The 14486-nt window shown below is 64.8% G+C and carries 18 protein-coding genes; 9 read left to right on the forward strand and 9 right to left on the reverse strand.

All coding sequences use genetic code 11. From position 1 onward, the window contains the following. Nucleotide 1: 1 nt before the first annotated feature. Nucleotides 2-583 carry a CGNR zinc finger domain-containing protein gene (locus tag AC1DVR_RS06180; RefSeq protein ID WP_477999665.1) on the reverse strand — a complete coding sequence of 194 codons (582 nt, stop codon included), beginning with the start codon at nucleotides 581-583 and terminating at the stop codon, nucleotides 2-4. Nucleotides 584-709: 126 nt separating this feature from the next. On the opposite strand from AC1DVR_RS06180, the gene AC1DVR_RS06185 reads away from it, so the two are divergent. Further along, nucleotides 710-1177, forward strand: a complete 468-nt coding sequence (locus tag AC1DVR_RS06185; RefSeq protein WP_477999666.1) for a DUF4437 domain-containing protein — start codon at nucleotides 710-712, stop codon at nucleotides 1175-1177. Nucleotides 1178-1318: 141 nt separating this feature from the next. Here AC1DVR_RS06185 and AC1DVR_RS06190 read toward each other — a convergent pair whose 3' ends face one another. Both AC1DVR_RS06190 and AC1DVR_RS06195 read right to left on the reverse strand, forming a co-directional pair. Next, nucleotides 1319-2278, reverse strand: coding sequence for an acetyl-CoA carboxylase carboxyltransferase subunit alpha (locus tag AC1DVR_RS06190; RefSeq protein ID WP_477999667.1), 960 nt, complete (start codon nucleotides 2276-2278; stop codon nucleotides 1319-1321). 300 nt (nucleotides 2279-2578) lie between these two features. Further along, nucleotides 2579-3538: an L-malyl-CoA/beta-methylmalyl-CoA lyase gene (locus AC1DVR_RS06195; RefSeq protein ID WP_477999668.1), complete on the reverse strand. Its 960-nt coding sequence runs from the start codon at nucleotides 3536-3538 to the stop codon at nucleotides 2579-2581. 180 nt (nucleotides 3539-3718) lie between these two features. Here AC1DVR_RS06195 and dgcA point away from each other — a divergent pair, with 180 nt between their 5' ends. The 3 genes from dgcA (at nucleotide 3719) to AC1DVR_RS06210 (ending at nucleotide 6210) form a co-directional block, all read left to right on the forward strand. After that, a complete protein-coding gene (dgcA, locus tag AC1DVR_RS06200) occupies nucleotides 3719-4681 on the forward strand; it encodes an N-acetyl-D-Glu racemase DgcA (RefSeq protein ID WP_477999669.1) in 963 nt (320 codons plus the stop codon). A gap of 3 nt (nucleotides 4682-4684) precedes the next feature. Further along, the gene (locus AC1DVR_RS06205; RefSeq protein WP_477999670.1) at nucleotides 4685-5545 is read left to right on the forward strand and encodes a D-amino-acid transaminase; all 861 of its coding nucleotides are present in this window, start codon (nucleotides 4685-4687) and stop codon (nucleotides 5543-5545) included. 206 nt (nucleotides 5546-5751) lie between these two features. Beyond that, nucleotides 5752-6210, forward strand: a complete 459-nt coding sequence (locus AC1DVR_RS06210; RefSeq protein ID WP_477999671.1) for a hypothetical protein — start codon at nucleotides 5752-5754, stop codon at nucleotides 6208-6210. A 247-nt stretch (nucleotides 6211-6457) separates the two neighbouring features. Here the strand turns inward: AC1DVR_RS06210 and AC1DVR_RS06215 are convergent, their stop codons facing one another. Next, nucleotides 6458-7201: an SDR family oxidoreductase gene (locus AC1DVR_RS06215; RefSeq protein ID WP_477999672.1), complete on the reverse strand. Its 744-nt coding sequence runs from the start codon at nucleotides 7199-7201 to the stop codon at nucleotides 6458-6460. Between the two features lie 108 nt (nucleotides 7202-7309). On the opposite strand from AC1DVR_RS06215, the gene AC1DVR_RS06220 reads away from it, so the two are divergent. After that, on the forward strand, nucleotides 7310-7690 hold the full coding sequence (locus AC1DVR_RS06220; RefSeq protein WP_477999673.1) for a winged helix-turn-helix transcriptional regulator: 381 nt from the start codon (nucleotides 7310-7312) through the stop codon (nucleotides 7688-7690). A gap of 124 nt (nucleotides 7691-7814) precedes the next feature. Here AC1DVR_RS06220 and AC1DVR_RS06225 read toward each other — a convergent pair whose 3' ends face one another. Continuing rightward, entirely contained in the window at nucleotides 7815-8135 is a 321-nt protein-coding gene (locus AC1DVR_RS06225; RefSeq protein ID WP_477999993.1) for a DUF1244 domain-containing protein, read from the reverse strand. Between the two features lie 20 nt (nucleotides 8136-8155). Then, entirely contained in the window at nucleotides 8156-8917 is a 762-nt protein-coding gene (locus tag AC1DVR_RS06230) for an N-formylglutamate amidohydrolase (RefSeq protein ID WP_477999674.1), read from the reverse strand. A 236-nt stretch (nucleotides 8918-9153) separates the two neighbouring features. Here AC1DVR_RS06230 and pyk point away from each other — a divergent pair, with 236 nt between their 5' ends. From pyk to rplT, 4 genes are all read left to right on the forward strand, one after another. After that, nucleotides 9154-10599 carry a pyruvate kinase gene (pyk, locus tag AC1DVR_RS06235; protein ID WP_477999675.1) on the forward strand — a complete coding sequence of 482 codons (1446 nt, stop codon included), beginning with the start codon at nucleotides 9154-9156 and terminating at the stop codon, nucleotides 10597-10599. A gap of 40 nt (nucleotides 10600-10639) precedes the next feature. After that, nucleotides 10640-10864: a hypothetical protein gene (locus AC1DVR_RS06240; RefSeq protein ID WP_477999676.1), complete on the forward strand. Its 225-nt coding sequence runs from the start codon at nucleotides 10640-10642 to the stop codon at nucleotides 10862-10864. Between the two features lie 167 nt (nucleotides 10865-11031). After that, nucleotides 11032-11232, forward strand: coding sequence for a 50S ribosomal protein L35 (gene rpmI / locus AC1DVR_RS06245; protein WP_477999677.1), 201 nt, complete (start codon nucleotides 11032-11034; stop codon nucleotides 11230-11232). A gap of 11 nt (nucleotides 11233-11243) precedes the next feature. Then, the gene (gene rplT, locus AC1DVR_RS06250) at nucleotides 11244-11615 is read left to right on the forward strand and encodes a 50S ribosomal protein L20 (protein ID WP_477999678.1); all 372 of its coding nucleotides are present in this window, start codon (nucleotides 11244-11246) and stop codon (nucleotides 11613-11615) included. Between the two features lie 72 nt (nucleotides 11616-11687). Here rplT and AC1DVR_RS06255 read toward each other — a convergent pair whose 3' ends face one another. The 3 genes from AC1DVR_RS06255 to AC1DVR_RS06265 form a co-directional block, all read right to left on the reverse strand. After that, on the reverse strand, nucleotides 11688-12908 hold the full coding sequence (locus AC1DVR_RS06255; RefSeq protein ID WP_477999679.1) for a multidrug effflux MFS transporter: 1221 nt from the start codon (nucleotides 12906-12908) through the stop codon (nucleotides 11688-11690). Next, nucleotides 12905-13372, reverse strand: a complete 468-nt coding sequence (locus tag AC1DVR_RS06260) for a MarR family winged helix-turn-helix transcriptional regulator (RefSeq protein WP_477999680.1) — start codon at nucleotides 13370-13372, stop codon at nucleotides 12905-12907. The genes AC1DVR_RS06255 and AC1DVR_RS06260 overlap by 4 nt, the downstream gene beginning before the upstream one ends. A 175-nt stretch (nucleotides 13373-13547) precedes the next feature. Beyond that, on the reverse strand, nucleotides 13548-14420 hold the full coding sequence (locus AC1DVR_RS06265; RefSeq protein WP_477999681.1) for an aldo/keto reductase family oxidoreductase: 873 nt from the start codon (nucleotides 14418-14420) through the stop codon (nucleotides 13548-13550). Between the last annotated feature and the right edge of the window lie 66 nt (nucleotides 14421-14486).

Consider the following 14486-nt stretch of genomic DNA (forward strand, 5'->3'; position numbering starts at 1 on the left):
CTTAAGCTTCGCCGCGCTTGCGGGCGCGGTAGCTTGCCACCTTGTCGCGGTTGCCGCAGACCGCCATCGAACACCAGCGCCGCCGGTTGTTCTTGCCATGGTCGTAAAAGACCATGCTGCAGGCTGGGTTGGCGCAATGCTTCAGCCGCGCCGGCTCAAACCCTTCGGCAAAGCGCGCGAAATCCAGTGCCACTTGAGCCGCCACCGGCGCCGAGGGCGCCGCGACGTGCTGCACCAGCGCCAGCCCCGCGCCCTTGTCTTCCAGCGTCAACGTGAGCTTCAACTGCGACAAAAGCGCATTGACCGCGCGCCGCAGGCTCTCGGGCACCGCCATCCCCGCCGCCATCGCCTCGAAGGCCAACCGCAAGGCCTCGCGCAGCGCCGCAACCCCCGGCCCGGGTTCGGCGCCTTCGGGCAGGTCCAGCCCGGCAAGCCCGGCCCAATGCGCCACTGCCCCCGGACCGGCGAGCAGATCCTGCGCCTGCCCCTCGATCACCGGCGTGGTGTTCAACAGGTCGATCCACAGGCTGCCGCCCAGAAAGGGCACCCCGTCGCGGAAGTCTTGCTGGTCCGTGGCACTCATCCTGTCACCTGCCTTTCTCTGCGACGATATGTAACCGATAAAAACAGTATTGACCAGTGCAAGCTGGGAGTGTAACCTTTCAAAAGTCATCACATCGGTGTCACCTTCCAGAGAAAGGATCTCCCCATGTCCCTGCTCCCCAAGTCCCTGCTGCGCAGGTCCCTTCTGGCCGCTGGCCTTCTCGCCGCCGCCCTCACCCTGCCCGCTTCGGCCGAGGTCATGCACCACGGCGCCTCGGTCAGCCTGCCCGCCGACCAGATCGGCTTCGGCGGCACCGGCATCAAGACCGAAGCTGGCGAGCTTTTCGCCGGCCCCGCCTTTGGCGATCTGACCAAGGGGATGCACGGCACCTTCATCAAGATGCCCGCCGGTTTCGTCAGCCCGGTCCACACCCATACCGAGGATTACCTCGCCGTCGTCATCCACGGCGTCGGTGAAAACGGCCCGGCCGGTTCGCCGGATGTGCCGCTGCCGGTCGGCTCCTACTGGTTCCAGCGCGGCGAAGAGCCCCATGTGACCAAGTGCCTGTCCAAGGAAGACTGCCTGTTCTTCCTCTACCAGCCTGGCAAATTCGACTACATTCCGGTGCAATAAAGCCAAACGGCGGCCCGGTTTCCCGGGCCGCCGCTTTCCAATTTCGCAGGCTCAAGAAGTTAATGCTTCCCGAACGCCGCAAATTATATCATTTTATATCAGTCGGTTACCAAAGATTGCACGCGTGCAATCCGCCCCGTTTCACGCAGCCAGCCCCTTGGTCCCCATATCGAGGAACTTCTCGCGACGGTCCTTGATCAGGAAATCCGGCTTCTTGCCCGACAATTCCTTGAGCATCGCCTCGATCGCCTTGCCCACCGCCTCGATCGTCTCTTTCTTGCCCCTTTGAGCGCCGCCAAGCGGCTCCTTCACAATCCGGTCAATCACGCCCAATTTCTGCAAATCCTGCGCCGTGAGCCGCAAAGCCTCCGCCGCCTCGCGCATCTTCTCGGCATCCTTCCACAGGATCGAGGCGCAACCTTCCGGCGAGATGACCGAGTAGATCGAATGCTCCAGCATCGCGATCCGGTTCGCCGTGGCCAAGGCGACAGCCCCGCCGGACCCACCCTCACCCACGACCACCGAAATCACCGGCACGCCGATCTGCAAGCTCTTCTCCGTGGCCCGCGCAATCGCCTCCGCCTGCCCCCGCTCCTCGGCCCCCTTGCCCGGATAAGCCCCGGGGGTATCAACGATCATCACCACCGGCAGCCGGAACCGATCCGCCATCTCCATCAGCCGGATCACCTTGCGGTAGCCTTCCGGCCGGGCCATCCCAAAGTTCCGCTCGATCCTGGTCTTGGTATCGTGCCCCTTCTCCTGCCCCATCACCATGACCGCGTGATCGTTGATCCGGGCAAGGCCGCCCATGATCGCGTGATCGTCGGCAAAGTTCCGGTCGCCGGCGAGCGGGGTATATTCGGTGAAAAGCGCCTCGATATACTCGCGGCAATGCGGCCGGTCGGGGTGGCGGGCGACCTGACATTTCTGCCAGGCATTCAGCCCCTTGTAGAGGTCCTTCAGCATCTGATCCGCCTTGCGATCCAGCGCCTCGGCTTCTTTGCTGACATCGGTCGCCGGGTTCGAGCGGCCCATGGCACGCAGCTCCTCGGCCTTGCCTTCGATCTCGGCGAGGGGCTTTTCGAATTCCAGATAATTCATCGGACACTCCCAGAAGGCCGCAGGTTCTTTGGCCCTATATGGCCGGGCCGCGCCAAAGATGCAACTCGGGCGGCCAAGGGGGCGGGAAACGGTCGCGTGAGGCGGGCCAGAACTGCCCGGTTTCGGGCGCAGGTCGGGCCCGAAACAGCAGCCCGGAAATAACAACGCGCCTTGCGATACAAGACCGCAAGGCGCGCTTCCTCCCCTGATCGCTGCCGAGGGCCTCCTCTCCCAGGGCAGCAGGGTAACCAATTCTCTGCCGTATCAGTGCCCGCTTTATGGGCGTTGTGTCAACACTTCTTACGCTGCGGCAATCAATTCCGACTGGGCCACGATGACCTCCGCCTGGCGGATCGAGGCGATGTCGACGAGGCGGCCCTTGAAGACCGTCGCCCCCTCGCCGCGCGCCTTGGCCTCGGCCATGGCAGAGAGGATCTCGCGCGCCTCGGCGACCTGGGCGTCGGAGGGGGTGAAGACCTCGTTGGCGAGGGCTATCTGCTTGGGATGAATGGCCCATTTGCCCACCATGCCCAAAGTGGCAGAGCGGCGGGCCTGGGCGCGAAAGCCCTCGTCATCGCTGAAATCGCCGAAAGGACCGTCAACGGGCAGCAGCCCATGGGTGCGGCAGGCGGCCACAATCGCCGTCTGCGCCCAGTGCCAGGGGTCGGACCAATGCCGGGTGCCCTGGTGCAGCATGTAGTAATTCTCCTGCGTCCCGCCGATTCCGGTGGTCTGCATGCCCATGGAGGCTGCGAAATCCGCCGCACCCAGGCTCATCGCCACCATGCGCGGCGAGGCGGCGGCAATCGCCTCGACATGGGACAGACCGGCAGCTGATTCGATGATGACTTCAAAGTTGATCGGCTTCTTGCGGCCCTTGGCGCGTTCGATGGCGGTGACCAGGGCATCGACGGCATAGATATCCTCGGCGCAGCCGACCTTGGGGATCATGATCTGATCCAGCCGGTCGCCGGCCTGCTCCAGCAGGTCCACCACATCCCTGTACCAGAAGGACGTGTCCAGCGCGTTGATCCGCACCGAAAGCGTCTTGCGGCCCCAGTCGGTCGCCGAGATCGCCTCGATGATATTGGCGCGGGCCTGCGGCTTGTCGGCGGGGGCGACGGAATCCTCAAGGTCAAGGTTCACCACATCGGCCGTCGAGGCCGCCATCTTGGCGAACAGCGCCGGGCGCGAGCCGGGTCCGAACAGCTGGCAGCGGTTGGGCCGGGCCGGGGGAGCGGGTTGCAGACGAAAGGACAAGATGGCCTCGCAATGAAGTTTCAAGATTGCATGCCGCTTCGTTATATTATTGCGTGCACCCTTGCAAGCGCGATTTGCAGCTGCAGCAATTTCACCACGCGCGGTCACGATTTTTCGCCGAAAAATCGGCTCTCGCCTTTGCGGGATTTTTCGCAGAAAAATCGTCGCGATGAGGTTCCCATGATCAGCGTTACCCCCGACACGTTCAAAATCGCCCGCACCTTCACCATCTCGCGCGGCTCCAAGACCGAGGCCCATGTCCTGACGGTCCGCATCACGCGGGGTGGCTTCACCGGCTGGGGCGAATGCGTGCCCTATGCCCGTTATGGCGAAAGCCTCGAATCGGTGACGGCGGCAATCCTCGACCTGCCGCCCGACATCACCCGTCAGGCCCTGCAATCCGCCCTGCCCCCCGGCGCCGCCCGCAACGCAGTCGACTGCGCGCTCTGGGATCTGGAGGCGAAAACCGCAGGCCACCGCGCCTGGCAGCTCGCCGGCCTCGCCGCCCCCCGGCCGGTGCAGATCGCCTTCACCCTGTCGCTCGACACGCCCGAAGACATGCGCCTGCAGGCCGCCCAGAACGCCCACCGCCCGCTCTTGAAGATCAAGCTCGGCACCCCTGACGACATGCCGCGGCTGGAGGCCGTCCGCCAGGGCGCCCCCACCGCCCGCCTGATCGTCGATGCCAACGAGGGCTGGACTCCGCAGGTCTACACTGAACTCGCCCCCCACCTCCTCCGCCTTGGTGTGGCCATGGTCGAACAACCCCTGCCCGCCGGGGCCGATGACATGCTGGCCGAAATCGCAAGGCCTTTGCCAATCTGCGCCGACGAATCCGCCCATGGCGCGGCGAGCCTCGCCGGCCTCAAGGGCAAATACGACCTCGTCAACCTCAAGCTCGACAAGACCGGCGGCCTCACCGAAGGCCTTGCCGCCAAGGCCGAGGCGGCAAGGCTCGGCCTTGGCCTGATGGTCGGCTGCATGGTCGGCTCCTCGCTCGCCATGGCGCCGGCGGTCCTCCTGGCGCAGGGGGCAAGCTATTCCGATCTTGACGGCCCGCTCCTTCTGTCTCAAGACCGCGACACCCCTTTGCACTATGACAGCGCCGGGGTGCATCCGCCTGAAAAGGCCCTTTGGGGATAGAGCATGAGCCGCATTGTCTATGTGAATGGCAGTTTCGTTCCGGAAGCCGAAGCCGTGGTTTCGGTCTTTGACCGCGGCTTCCTGATGGCCGATGGCGTCTATGAGGTGACCTCGGTTCTGGACGGCAAGCTGATCGACTTCGCGGGCCACTGCGTCCGCCTCGCGCGCAGCCTGTCGGAACTGGAGATAGCCAATCCCCACACCGATGCCGAATGGCTCGCCCTGTTCCGTGCGATCGTGGCGCAGAATGCCGTGGTCGATGGCATGGTCTATCTGCAGGTCACCCGCGGCAACCCCGGCGACCGCGACTTCGCCTTTCCCGGGCCGGAGGTCACCCCGACCGTGGTCATGTTCACCCAGTCCAAGCCGGGCCTCGCCGAAAACCCCGCCGCCAAGGTCGGCATGAAGGTGATCGGCGTCCCCGACATCCGCTGGGGCCGGCGCGACATCAAGACGGTGCAATTGCTTTACCCCTCGATGGCCAAGATGATGGCCAAGAAGGCCCATGTCGACGATTGCTGGTTCGTCGAGGATGGCGCCGTGACCGAAGGCACCTCGAACAACGCCTATATCGTCAAGGGCAACAGGATCATCACCCGCGCCCTCTCCCCCGACATCCTGCACGGCATCACCCGGGCCGCCGTGCTGCGCTTTGCGTCCGAGGCCCAGATGGAAGTCGAAGAACGCGCTTTCACCATCGCCGAAGCGCAAGCGGCGGATGAGGCCTTCGTCACCTCGGCCTCGGCTTTCGTCATGCCGGTGGTGGAAATCGACGGCGCAGCGGTAGGCTCGGGCAAGCCGGGCGCCGTGGTCGCCCGCCTGCGCGAGATCTACCTCGACGAGATGCGCAAGGCGGCGGTCTGAGGGGAAAACAGGCCATGGACATGGCCGACTCTTGGCAATTGGCTGGGACGGGCATGTGTGCCTTTGGCAGTGGCGGTTGTGCAGAGAAAGCGGTCGTTGATTTCGTCGGCTTGTCCTGTAGCATTGCTTCGCACTCCAACTGAGTTTCCGCGAACTTAGGAGCTTGCGCGGTGCAAGAATGTCAGTCGGTGCGGAGGTCAGGGACGATGAGCCGCCTGATATACATAGTTCTTGCGATGGGCGGGCTTGTGGCGGCAGCGGCGCTGGCTTCCGTCCTATATTTCCTTGGAGCTTCGGTGCGGATGCGGGCAGACCTTGAGGCTCTCGGCGAAAAAGGCGGCGCAGGCCTTTTAGAAACTTTGAGCAGTCGGGGTTTTACCCGTGTGGGCGAATTTACCCTGTCTGCGGGAGCGAAAGATTTCTGTGAAATTTCTGCCCCAATTTTTCCTCGAATGCTCCAGCCGCCAGAATGGATGACAGTCGCCGTCAAAATCACTTGCTGGGACGGTGAGGCAGATGAAACAGACGGTGGAACGCTCTGGCGCATCTGCCATGCAGAGCAGCCCAGCGCGGGGTATTCGGTGGCCCATCTGGAAAAGGACTTCTCTGCCGGGACTTGGCAAGGAGGCCTCACTCCAGAGGATTCTGGCGGTCGCTGCCATTGAATGGGGAATGGATGCGGGCTCATGTCAATGCTAGCTCTGGCGTGTAGCCGTAGTCGAGAAGCAGTCAGGGTTCTTTTGGACGCCACGACATCAGGGTCGGCCACAAACTGTTAAAACCGACAGCCTCTACAACAACTTGCAATTCTCGGCCGATCCGTATGGGGCTAAGGGCTCCAAGCAGCCCTTCATCCGGTTCCCTTTGGGCGGAAAACGGCGGCAAGAACCCCCGCCCCTACCGCCCCTTTCCTCACACCGGGTTCAGCGCACCGAACACCGCCGGAAAGCTGCCATTGGCCTCGGCATTGCGCAGGCGCAGCACGGCGTTCACCAGAATCTCCGGCCGGCCTGCGGCCAGAAGGGCCATGACCTCGTCGATATAGGCGTCCAGTGGCATGGCATGGGGGCTGGTGCGGTTGACGGGCATCAGGTCGGTGGCGACCATCGGCGGCGCCAGCTCGATCACCTCCACGCTGGTCGCGCGCAGCTGATGTCGCAAGGACTGGGTCCAGGAATGCAGCGCCGCCTTGGTCGCCGAATAGGTCGGCGTGGCCGCCAGGGGCACGAAGGCAAGGCCCGAGGTCACATTCATCACCGCCGCGCTGCCTTGCGTCTTCAGATGCGGCAGGAAAGCCGCCGTCAGCCGGATCGGCCCAAGAAGGTTGATGGCAATCGTGGCCTCGGCCGTGGTCAGGTCACAGGGCTCGGCCAGCATGTCCTCGGCCTGCATGATCCCGGCATTGTTGATCAGCACGTTCAGGCCGGGATGCGCGGCCAGCACCTGCCTGGCAAAGCCCGGGATCGAGGCGCCATCCTCCACATCCAGCACAGCGTAGTCCATGCCCGGATTGGCCCGCGTCACCTCAGCCAGCAAGGCCTCGCGCCGTCCGGCGATGATCACCCTGTTGCCCCGGGCCTGCAGCGCCTCGGCCAGGGCGCGCCCGATGCCCGAACCGCCGCCGGTCACCAGAATCGTATTGCCTGTCATCTTCATGGGATGTCCTTTCAAGTCTTGGTCAGGTCTGCAGAGGTGATAGACCAAGTCACTTACCGGTGGTAAGCAGGCACCCGAAATATCTGTAGTTACTGAATGGAAACCGACATGACCGTGACCGACCCGGACGGAAGCAAGGTCAACCCGCGGGTCGAGGCGCTCGTCGCCGAACTGATCGGACGGGTGGCCGACAAATGGACGATGATCGTGCTGGAAGTGCTGGCCGAACAGGGCGAGACGCGCTTTACCGCGCTGGGCCGTCTGGTGCCCGGCATCAGCCAGAAGATGCTGACCCAGACCTTGCGCGCGATGGAGCGGGATGGCCTCGTGATCCGCACCATTCACCCCGTCATCCCGCCCCGCGTCGACTACAAGCTGACCGACCTCGGCCTCAGCCTGGGCGAGGCCTTCTGTGGTGTCTGGCTCTGGGCCGAAGCAAACCTTGCAAGGATCGACGCCGCCAGGCAGCGTTTCGACGCCAAAGCCTGACGCGTCTTTCGATTTCACAGGTCCAGAAATATCCTCGGGGTGGCCCGGGAGGGGCGGAAAGCCCCTCCGGCAGGGGGGATCGGGGGGCTGGCCCCCCCGACGCACCCGGCGGCAGCAAGCCCCCTTACTTCGAGGGCTCGCCCCCGACATTCGCCGCAAAAGCCACCGCGAAAGCCGCCTTCTTCTCCGCATCCGCCGCCGTCTGGTTCTGCGCGACCCATTCCGCATAGGGCATGCCATAGACGATCTCGCGGGCCTCTTCCTTGGTCATGGCGATGCCTTCCGCCGTGGCCGCCTCGTTGTACCAGCGGCTCAGGCAGTTGCGGCAGAAACCCGCCAGATTCATCAGGTCGATGTTCTGCACATCGGGGCGCTTTTCCAAAAGGTGGTGCATCAGCGCGCGGAAGGCCGCGGCTTCCAGTTTCTCACGGGTCTGGTCGTCCAGTTGCATCACGCCCTCTTTCTTCACAAAGCTTCCAATGCCCGGGTCAGGATGGGGGCCAGACGCAGACCCCAGGCTCTCTGCCCCTCTGGGTCAGAGATGAGGTCGTTCCTCACCTCGATCAAGGTGTTGTGGCGGCCCTTTTGCAAAGCGTGCAGGTCGATCGAATCGCCGGGCAAGTGGCCGTCATAGGGTTCGTTGTCGCCGATACACAGGTCCGGCTCGGCCTCCAGCGCCGCGATCAGCGGACGCGAGAAGCGCGGGTCGAGGTGGGAATAAAGGACGCCGACATGCCAGGGCCGCTGGGCCCTTCCGCGCAGGCAGGGGGTGAAGGAATGAATGGCCAGGATGATCGTATCCTCCTGTCGCGATGCCATCCGCTCCAGCGCCGCATGATAGGGTCGGTGCAGGGTGGCAAGCCGGCGCTCGACCTCGGCCGCGCTCACCCCGGCATTGGCCGGAATGATGGTGCCATCGTAAAGCTGCATGACCAGCGTCGGATCCTCCTCGCCCCGGTTGGCGTCGATCACGAGCCGGCTGAAATCCGAACAGATCACCGGACTGTCCAGCGCCTCGCCCAAAGCCAGGGCCACGCCGCGCGCGCCGACATCCCAGGCGATGTGGCGGCCCATGTCGGCGGCGGAGATGCCAAGATCGCCCCCCGCCACATCCGGTGGCACCCGGTTGGAGGCGTGATCGCAGGTGACCAGCCAGCGCCCGGGGCGGTTTTCACCGGTGATGTTGAACGGCGGGATCGTGCAGAAGGCGGTATCAGATGGGGGCATGTCAGGGTTCCTTGCCCCCGCTCTTAGCGAAACCCGCCGGGAATGGGAATCTTTGCCGCGTCAAACAGCAGAAATTTGCGGTCCTGCCCGCCTTTTCAGCAATTCTTCATCCGATCTTTGCCTAATCTTCACGCCTCTCGGTTTGGTTACGATCCGGCCAGTTGCCCCCACGGGCTAATTGCGCGATAAGACCCCCGGCCCACCGTAACACCGGAACCCGACGAAAAGGATCAGGCATGAGACGCCTCCGTAATGTGAAGATCGTGGCCACTCTGGGCCCGGCTTCCAGCGACTACGCCACCATCCGCGCTTTGTTCGAGACGGGGGCCGATGTGTTCCGTCTGAACATGAGCCATGGCACCCATGACGACATCCGCGCGCGGCATGTCATCATCCGCAAGGTCGAAGCCGACGTTGGTCGCCCGATCTGCATCCTGGCCGACCTTCAGGGCCCGAAATTGCGCGTCGGCACCTTTGCCAATGGCCATGAGGATCTGGTCGAAGGCGCCAAGTTCCGCATGGACCTCTCGGCGGCGCCCGGCGATGTCCACCGCGTGCAACTGCCCCACCCCGAGATTTTCGCGGCGCTGGAACCCGGCGCCTCGCTCCTGGTCAATGATGGCAAGATCGCCGTCCGCGTCGATGACTGCGGCAAGGATTTCGCCAATTGCACCGTGACCGTGGGCGGCACCATTTCCAACCGCAAGGGCGTGAACGTGCCCGACGTGGTGCTGCCGATGGCGGCCCTGTCCGAAAAGGACCGCGTCGATCTGGAGTTTGCCTGCGAGCTCGGGGTTGACTGGCTCGCCCTCTCCTTCGTGCAGCGCCCCGAGGATGTGATCGAGGCGCGTGGCCTGGCCCGTGGCCGCGCCGCCATCATGGCCAAGATCGAAAAGCCCGCCGCCGTGAAGGCCTATGACGCGATCCTGCAGGTCTCGGATGGCATCATGGTCGCGCGCGGCGACCTTGGCGTCGAGCTGCCGGTCTATTCGGTGCCGCCGATCCAGAAACGCCTGATCCGTGGCGCCCGCGCTGCGGCCAAGCCGGTGATCGTGGCGACCCAGATGCTGGAATCGATGATCGAATCGCCGGTCCCGACCCGGGCCGAGGTTTCGGACGTCGCCACCGCCATTTACGAAGGCGCCGATGCCGTGATGCTTTCGGCCGAATCGGCTGCCGGCAAATACCCGCTGGAGGCCGTGGCCACGATGAACAACGTCGCCATCTCGGTCGAAAAGGACCCGACCTACCGTCAGGTCATCGAATCGAGCCGCACCGTCCGGCGCGAGACCATCGCCGACGGCATCGTGGCCGCCTCGCGCGAGATTGCCGAAGCGACCAACATCAAGGCCATCGCCTGCTTCAGCCTGACCGGGACCACGGCGGCGCTGGTGGCGCGAGAACGCCCGCGGGTTCCGATCATCGCCCTGACGCCCCTGATGTCGACCGCGCGCCGCATGGCGCTGACCTGGGGCGCGCATTGCGTCATCACCGAACCGCAGGAACGCCTGAAGGGGGCCGTCATCGCCGCCATCCGTGCTGCCCGGGACGAAGGCTTTGCCGATGTCGAGGATACCATCGTGCTGACCGCCGGTGTGCCCTTCAACGTCAAGGGCACCACCAACGTGCTGCGCGTGGCGCCTTGCGATGAACGGTTGATTTCGCGGGTCGATCCTGAATAATCGCTGAAAGGCGATTGCCGGAGTTTTCTTCGGGGTATTCATGGATACTGATCTCATACTGGTGGTGGGCATCGTCGCAATTGCGCTGGCGGTGCCCACTTTGCTTGCGTCCTGGGTCGATGGCTCGGTCCCGCGCACCGGTTCCTTGCTGGTGCTCTTGGGCGGCGTGCTGATCGCCGTGGCCCTGACCCAGCACGGGCGCGGCTATACCTTCGCCGAAATGCCCGATCTCTTCATCCGGGTGATCGGACGCCTGATCAAATAGCGGTTTGCGGGCCGATCCGGCCCGTTTAATCGCCCGATTGGCGCCAAGGCCGGGTCAAAGCCCCTTGCGTCCCCCCGGCCCTGCCCCTATACGCCAGCCCTCAGACTACCCCCGCACGGCCGGCCCACGTGGCATGCCGAGTCGTGCCTGCAACCACGGAGATGGAAATGCCCAAGATGAAGACCAAGTCGGCGGCCAAGAAGCGCTTCAGCTTCACAGCCAACGGCCATGTGAAAGCCGGCGCTGCCGGCAAGCGCCACGGCATGATCAAGCGCACAGCGAAATTCGTCCGCGACAGCGCTGGCACGATGATCCTGTGTGCTTCCGACGAGAAAATCGTCAAAAAGTACATGCCGTATAACCGCTAAGGAGAGATCACATGTCCCGCGTCAAATCCGGCGTTGTCACCCACGCCCGCCACCGCAAGGTGATCGCCAAGGCGGCAGGCTACTACGCCGCCCGCTCCACGAATTTCAAGACCGCGACCCAGGCCGTCGATAAGGCGCAGCAATACGCCACGCGCGACCGCAAGGCCCGCAAGCGTCAGTTCCGCGCGCTGTGGATCGCCCGTATCAACGCCGCCGTGCGTCTGTACGATCCGGCCTTCACCTACTCGCGTCTGATCGACGGTCTGGCCAAGGCCGGCATCACCGTCGACCGCAAGGTCCTGGCCGATCTGGCCGTGCATGAGCCCGAAGCGTTCAACGCCATCGCCGCCCAAGCCAAAGCAGCTCTGCCCGCCGCGGCCTGAGCCTTCCAGACCTGACTTAAAGAAAACCCCGCCACTGGCGGGGTTTTTTCATTGTGGTGTGGCGCGGCGCGGTCAGCCTGCCGCCCTTAGGGCCGCCTGCCGGCGCGCGGCCACGCGGAAGGCCAGCATGGCCAGCGCCCCCACCCCTGCCGTCACCAGCGCCGCCGACAGCGCCGGGTCGGGCCCCAGCCCCACCGCCGTGGTGCAGACCGCCGCAACCATCATCTGCACAAAGCCGTACAGCCCCGAGGCCGCCCCGGCGTATTCCGGCAAGATGTTCATGGCTTGCGAGGTCGCAATCGGGCTCGTCACCCCGGTCGCCAGGCAAAAGAAGAAGACCGGCGCCATGAAGACCGGGGCGGACAGGGGTACGAAGAGAACAATCGCCAGCAGCGCCAGACCCGAACCCAGCGTCACCCAATTGGCCAGCCGCAGCAAATGCGGCAACGGCACCTTGCCCGCGGTCAGGCGGATCAGGAAGTTCCCCATCGCCACCGCCAGCACCACCAGCGCCAGCCAGGGCCCGACCTCATGCGCCGGGCGGTGCAGGTCTTTTTCGAAGATGAAGGGCGCCGCGGTGATCACCCCATACATCGAGGTCGTGGCACAGGCCCCGCCCAGCACCAGCCAGCCATAATCGCCGCGCCCCAGTAAGGCCTTGATGCCTTCGGTGAACCTGGAATGGGCCGCAGCCTCGGGCCGAGTCTCGGGGATCAGGAAGACCACGCTGGCCAGATTGGCGACGCCAATCGCCAGCAGCAGGGGGAAGATCATCCGCCAGCCCGCAAATTGCACCACAAAGCCACCGATCATCGGGGCGAGCGAGGGGCCGACCACCATGATCATGGTCAGCACGGCCAGACGGCTGGCGATCTCCTCGGGCGCGGAGGTGTCGCGCAGGATCGCCCGACCCAGGACCAGCCCGGCGCAACCGCCAAGCGCCTGAAACAGCCGCGCTGCGATCAGCAAGTCGAGGCTTGGTGCGAGGTAGGCCGCAATCCCGGCCAGGCAGTACAGGCCCAAGGCGACCATCAGCACCGGACGCCGCCCGAAATGGTCGCTCAAGGGACCGTAGAGCAACTGCCCCAGCGCCATGCCGAGGATATAGACGCTGATCGTCATCTCCATCCGCGGCATGGAGGCGGCGAACTCCGCCCCCGCCCCCGGCAGCGCGGGCACGAAGATATGCATGGCGAGCGAGCCGGTCAGCGTCAGCGCACCCAGCACCCAGACCGGGACACGGTGTTTCTGCTGGGCGGGTTTGCGGGTCAGGTCGAAATCTGCGGCGGTCATGCGGAAAGGCTTTCGGCAGGGGAGGGTTCGGCGCTCTGCGGCAGGCGGGAGAGGATCACGCCCAGAACCCGTTCGGTGGTGGCCAGATCCTCGGGGTCGATCCCGGCCATCGCCTCGGCGCGCACCTCGGCCGCGGCTTTCTGCGCGGCGCGCACCACCCCGGCTGCGGCGGGGGTCAGCACGACCCAGCGCACCCTGCGGTCCTGCGGGTCATCCTCGCGGCGCACCAGCCCTTGCGTCGTCAGCGCATCGACCAGCCGCACCACCGACGAGCGGTCAAGCCCGAGGTACTGCGCCAGATCGCCCTGCCGCACCGGGCCCACCCGGTTGAGGTACAAAAGCGGCAGCCAGGTCGCATCGGTCAGCCCCAAAGGGGCGAGGCCGAGGTTCACCGCCCGCCGCCAATTGCGCGAGACATGCTGGATCAGGCGGCCAATCGTCTCGCGCGTGGTTTCTGCTGGCATGCTCGCACAGGCTCCGGCGTGATTGTTTGCAATGCAACAATTGATATGCAATCAATACCCACATGACAAGCCCCGGCGGCCTTCCGCATGGCGGCCTTCCCCTTGGATCATGGCCATCGTGCAAACGAAAAAGCCCCGCCGGATGGCGAGGCTTTTCCCGTGCTTCAGGCAGGGTTTACTGGCCTGCGGTCCCGATCGCATCCAGCGCCGCCACGGCCTCAGGCGGCAGGGTCAGCGCGGCGGCGGCCAGGTTTTCGTGCAGATGTGCCACCGAGGAGGTGCCGGGGATCAACAGGATGTTCGGCGCGCGCTGCAACAGCCACGCCAGCGCCACCTGCATCGGCGTTGCACCCAGACCCGCGGCAACCTCGGTCAGGGTCGCGGATTGCAGGGGCGAGAAGCCGCCCAGCGGGAAGAAGGGCACATAGGCGATCCCCTCCGCCGCCAGCGTGTCGATCAGCGCGTCGTCCTTCCGATGGGCCAGGTTGTAGTGGTTTTGCACGCAGACCACCTCGGCGATCCGCCGGCCCTCGGCGACCTGGGCCGGGGTCGCGTTGCTCAACCCGATGTGGCGGATCAGGCCCTGGCGCTGCAATTCGGCCAAGGCCGTCATCTGCGGCTCGATCGGCCCTTCGGCCGGGCCGTAAACGTCGAACATCAGGCGCAGGTTGACCACGTCGAGCACCTCGACGCCAAGATTGCGCAAGTTGTCATGCACCGCCGACACCAGCTGGTCCGGCGCGAAGGCGAGGTTCCAGGAGGCGTCCTGCCCGCGGACCGCGCCGATCTTGGTGACAAGGGTCACGCCGTCATAGGGATAAAGCGCCTCGCGGATCAGCTGGTTGGTGATGTGGGGGCCGTAAAAGTCACTGGTGTCAATGTGATTGACCCCACGCGCCACCGCCTCGCGCAGGACGGCCAGCGCCGCAGCAGGGTCTTTCGGGGGCCCGAAGACCCCGGGCCCCGCCAGTTGCATGGCGCCATAGCCCATCCGGCGGACCGGGGCCGCGCCGAGTTTGAAGGTGCCGGCTTTGCCAATATCAGTCATGTCATCTCTCCTGTTGACGCTTGGCCCCTGATCTAGACCCGGCGGCACTGTGTGATAAGCTGGCAC

This window comes from Rhodobacter sp. P2_H5 (assembly GCF_056403335.1).

Bases quoted from the DNA above. Each gene is read 5' to 3' on its own strand.
- AC1DVR_RS06185 (WP_477999666.1), top strand. From the start codon at position 710: ATGTCCCTGCTCCCCAAGTCCCTGCTGCGCAGGTCCCTTCTGGCCGCT.
- dgcA (WP_477999669.1), top strand. From the start codon at position 3,719: ATGATCAGCGTTACCCCCGACACGTTCAAAATCGCCCGCACCTTCACC.
- AC1DVR_RS06240 (WP_477999676.1), top strand. From the start codon at position 10,640: ATGGATACTGATCTCATACTGGTGGTGGGCATCGTCGCAATTGCGCTG.
- AC1DVR_RS06190 (WP_477999667.1), bottom strand. From the start codon at position 2,278: ATGAATTATCTGGAATTCGAAAAGCCCCTCGCCGAGATCGAAGGCAAG.
- pyk (WP_477999675.1), top strand. From the start codon at position 9,154: ATGAGACGCCTCCGTAATGTGAAGATCGTGGCCACTCTGGGCCCGGCT.
- AC1DVR_RS06255 (WP_477999679.1), bottom strand. From the start codon at position 12,908: ATGACCGCCGCAGATTTCGACCTGACCCGCAAACCCGCCCAGCAGAAA.
- AC1DVR_RS06180 (WP_477999665.1), bottom strand. From the start codon at position 583: ATGAGTGCCACGGACCAGCAAGACTTCCGCGACGGGGTGCCCTTTCTG.
- AC1DVR_RS06230 (WP_477999674.1), bottom strand. From the start codon at position 8,917: ATGCCCCCATCTGATACCGCCTTCTGCACGATCCCGCCGTTCAACATC.
- AC1DVR_RS06260 (WP_477999680.1), bottom strand. From the start codon at position 13,372: ATGCCAGCAGAAACCACGCGCGAGACGATTGGCCGCCTGATCCAGCAT.
- AC1DVR_RS06265 (WP_477999681.1), bottom strand. From the start codon at position 14,420: ATGACTGATATTGGCAAAGCCGGCACCTTCAAACTCGGCGCGGCCCCG.
- AC1DVR_RS06215 (WP_477999672.1), bottom strand. From the start codon at position 7,201: ATGAAGATGACAGGCAATACGATTCTGGTGACCGGCGGCGGTTCGGGC.
- rplT (WP_477999678.1), top strand. From the start codon at position 11,244: ATGTCCCGCGTCAAATCCGGCGTTGTCACCCACGCCCGCCACCGCAAG.
- rpmI (WP_477999677.1), top strand. From the start codon at position 11,032: ATGCCCAAGATGAAGACCAAGTCGGCGGCCAAGAAGCGCTTCAGCTTC.
- AC1DVR_RS06210 (WP_477999671.1), top strand. From the start codon at position 5,752: ATGAGCCGCCTGATATACATAGTTCTTGCGATGGGCGGGCTTGTGGCG.
- AC1DVR_RS06220 (WP_477999673.1), top strand. From the start codon at position 7,310: ATGACCGTGACCGACCCGGACGGAAGCAAGGTCAACCCGCGGGTCGAG.
- AC1DVR_RS06205 (WP_477999670.1), top strand. From the start codon at position 4,685: ATGAGCCGCATTGTCTATGTGAATGGCAGTTTCGTTCCGGAAGCCGAA.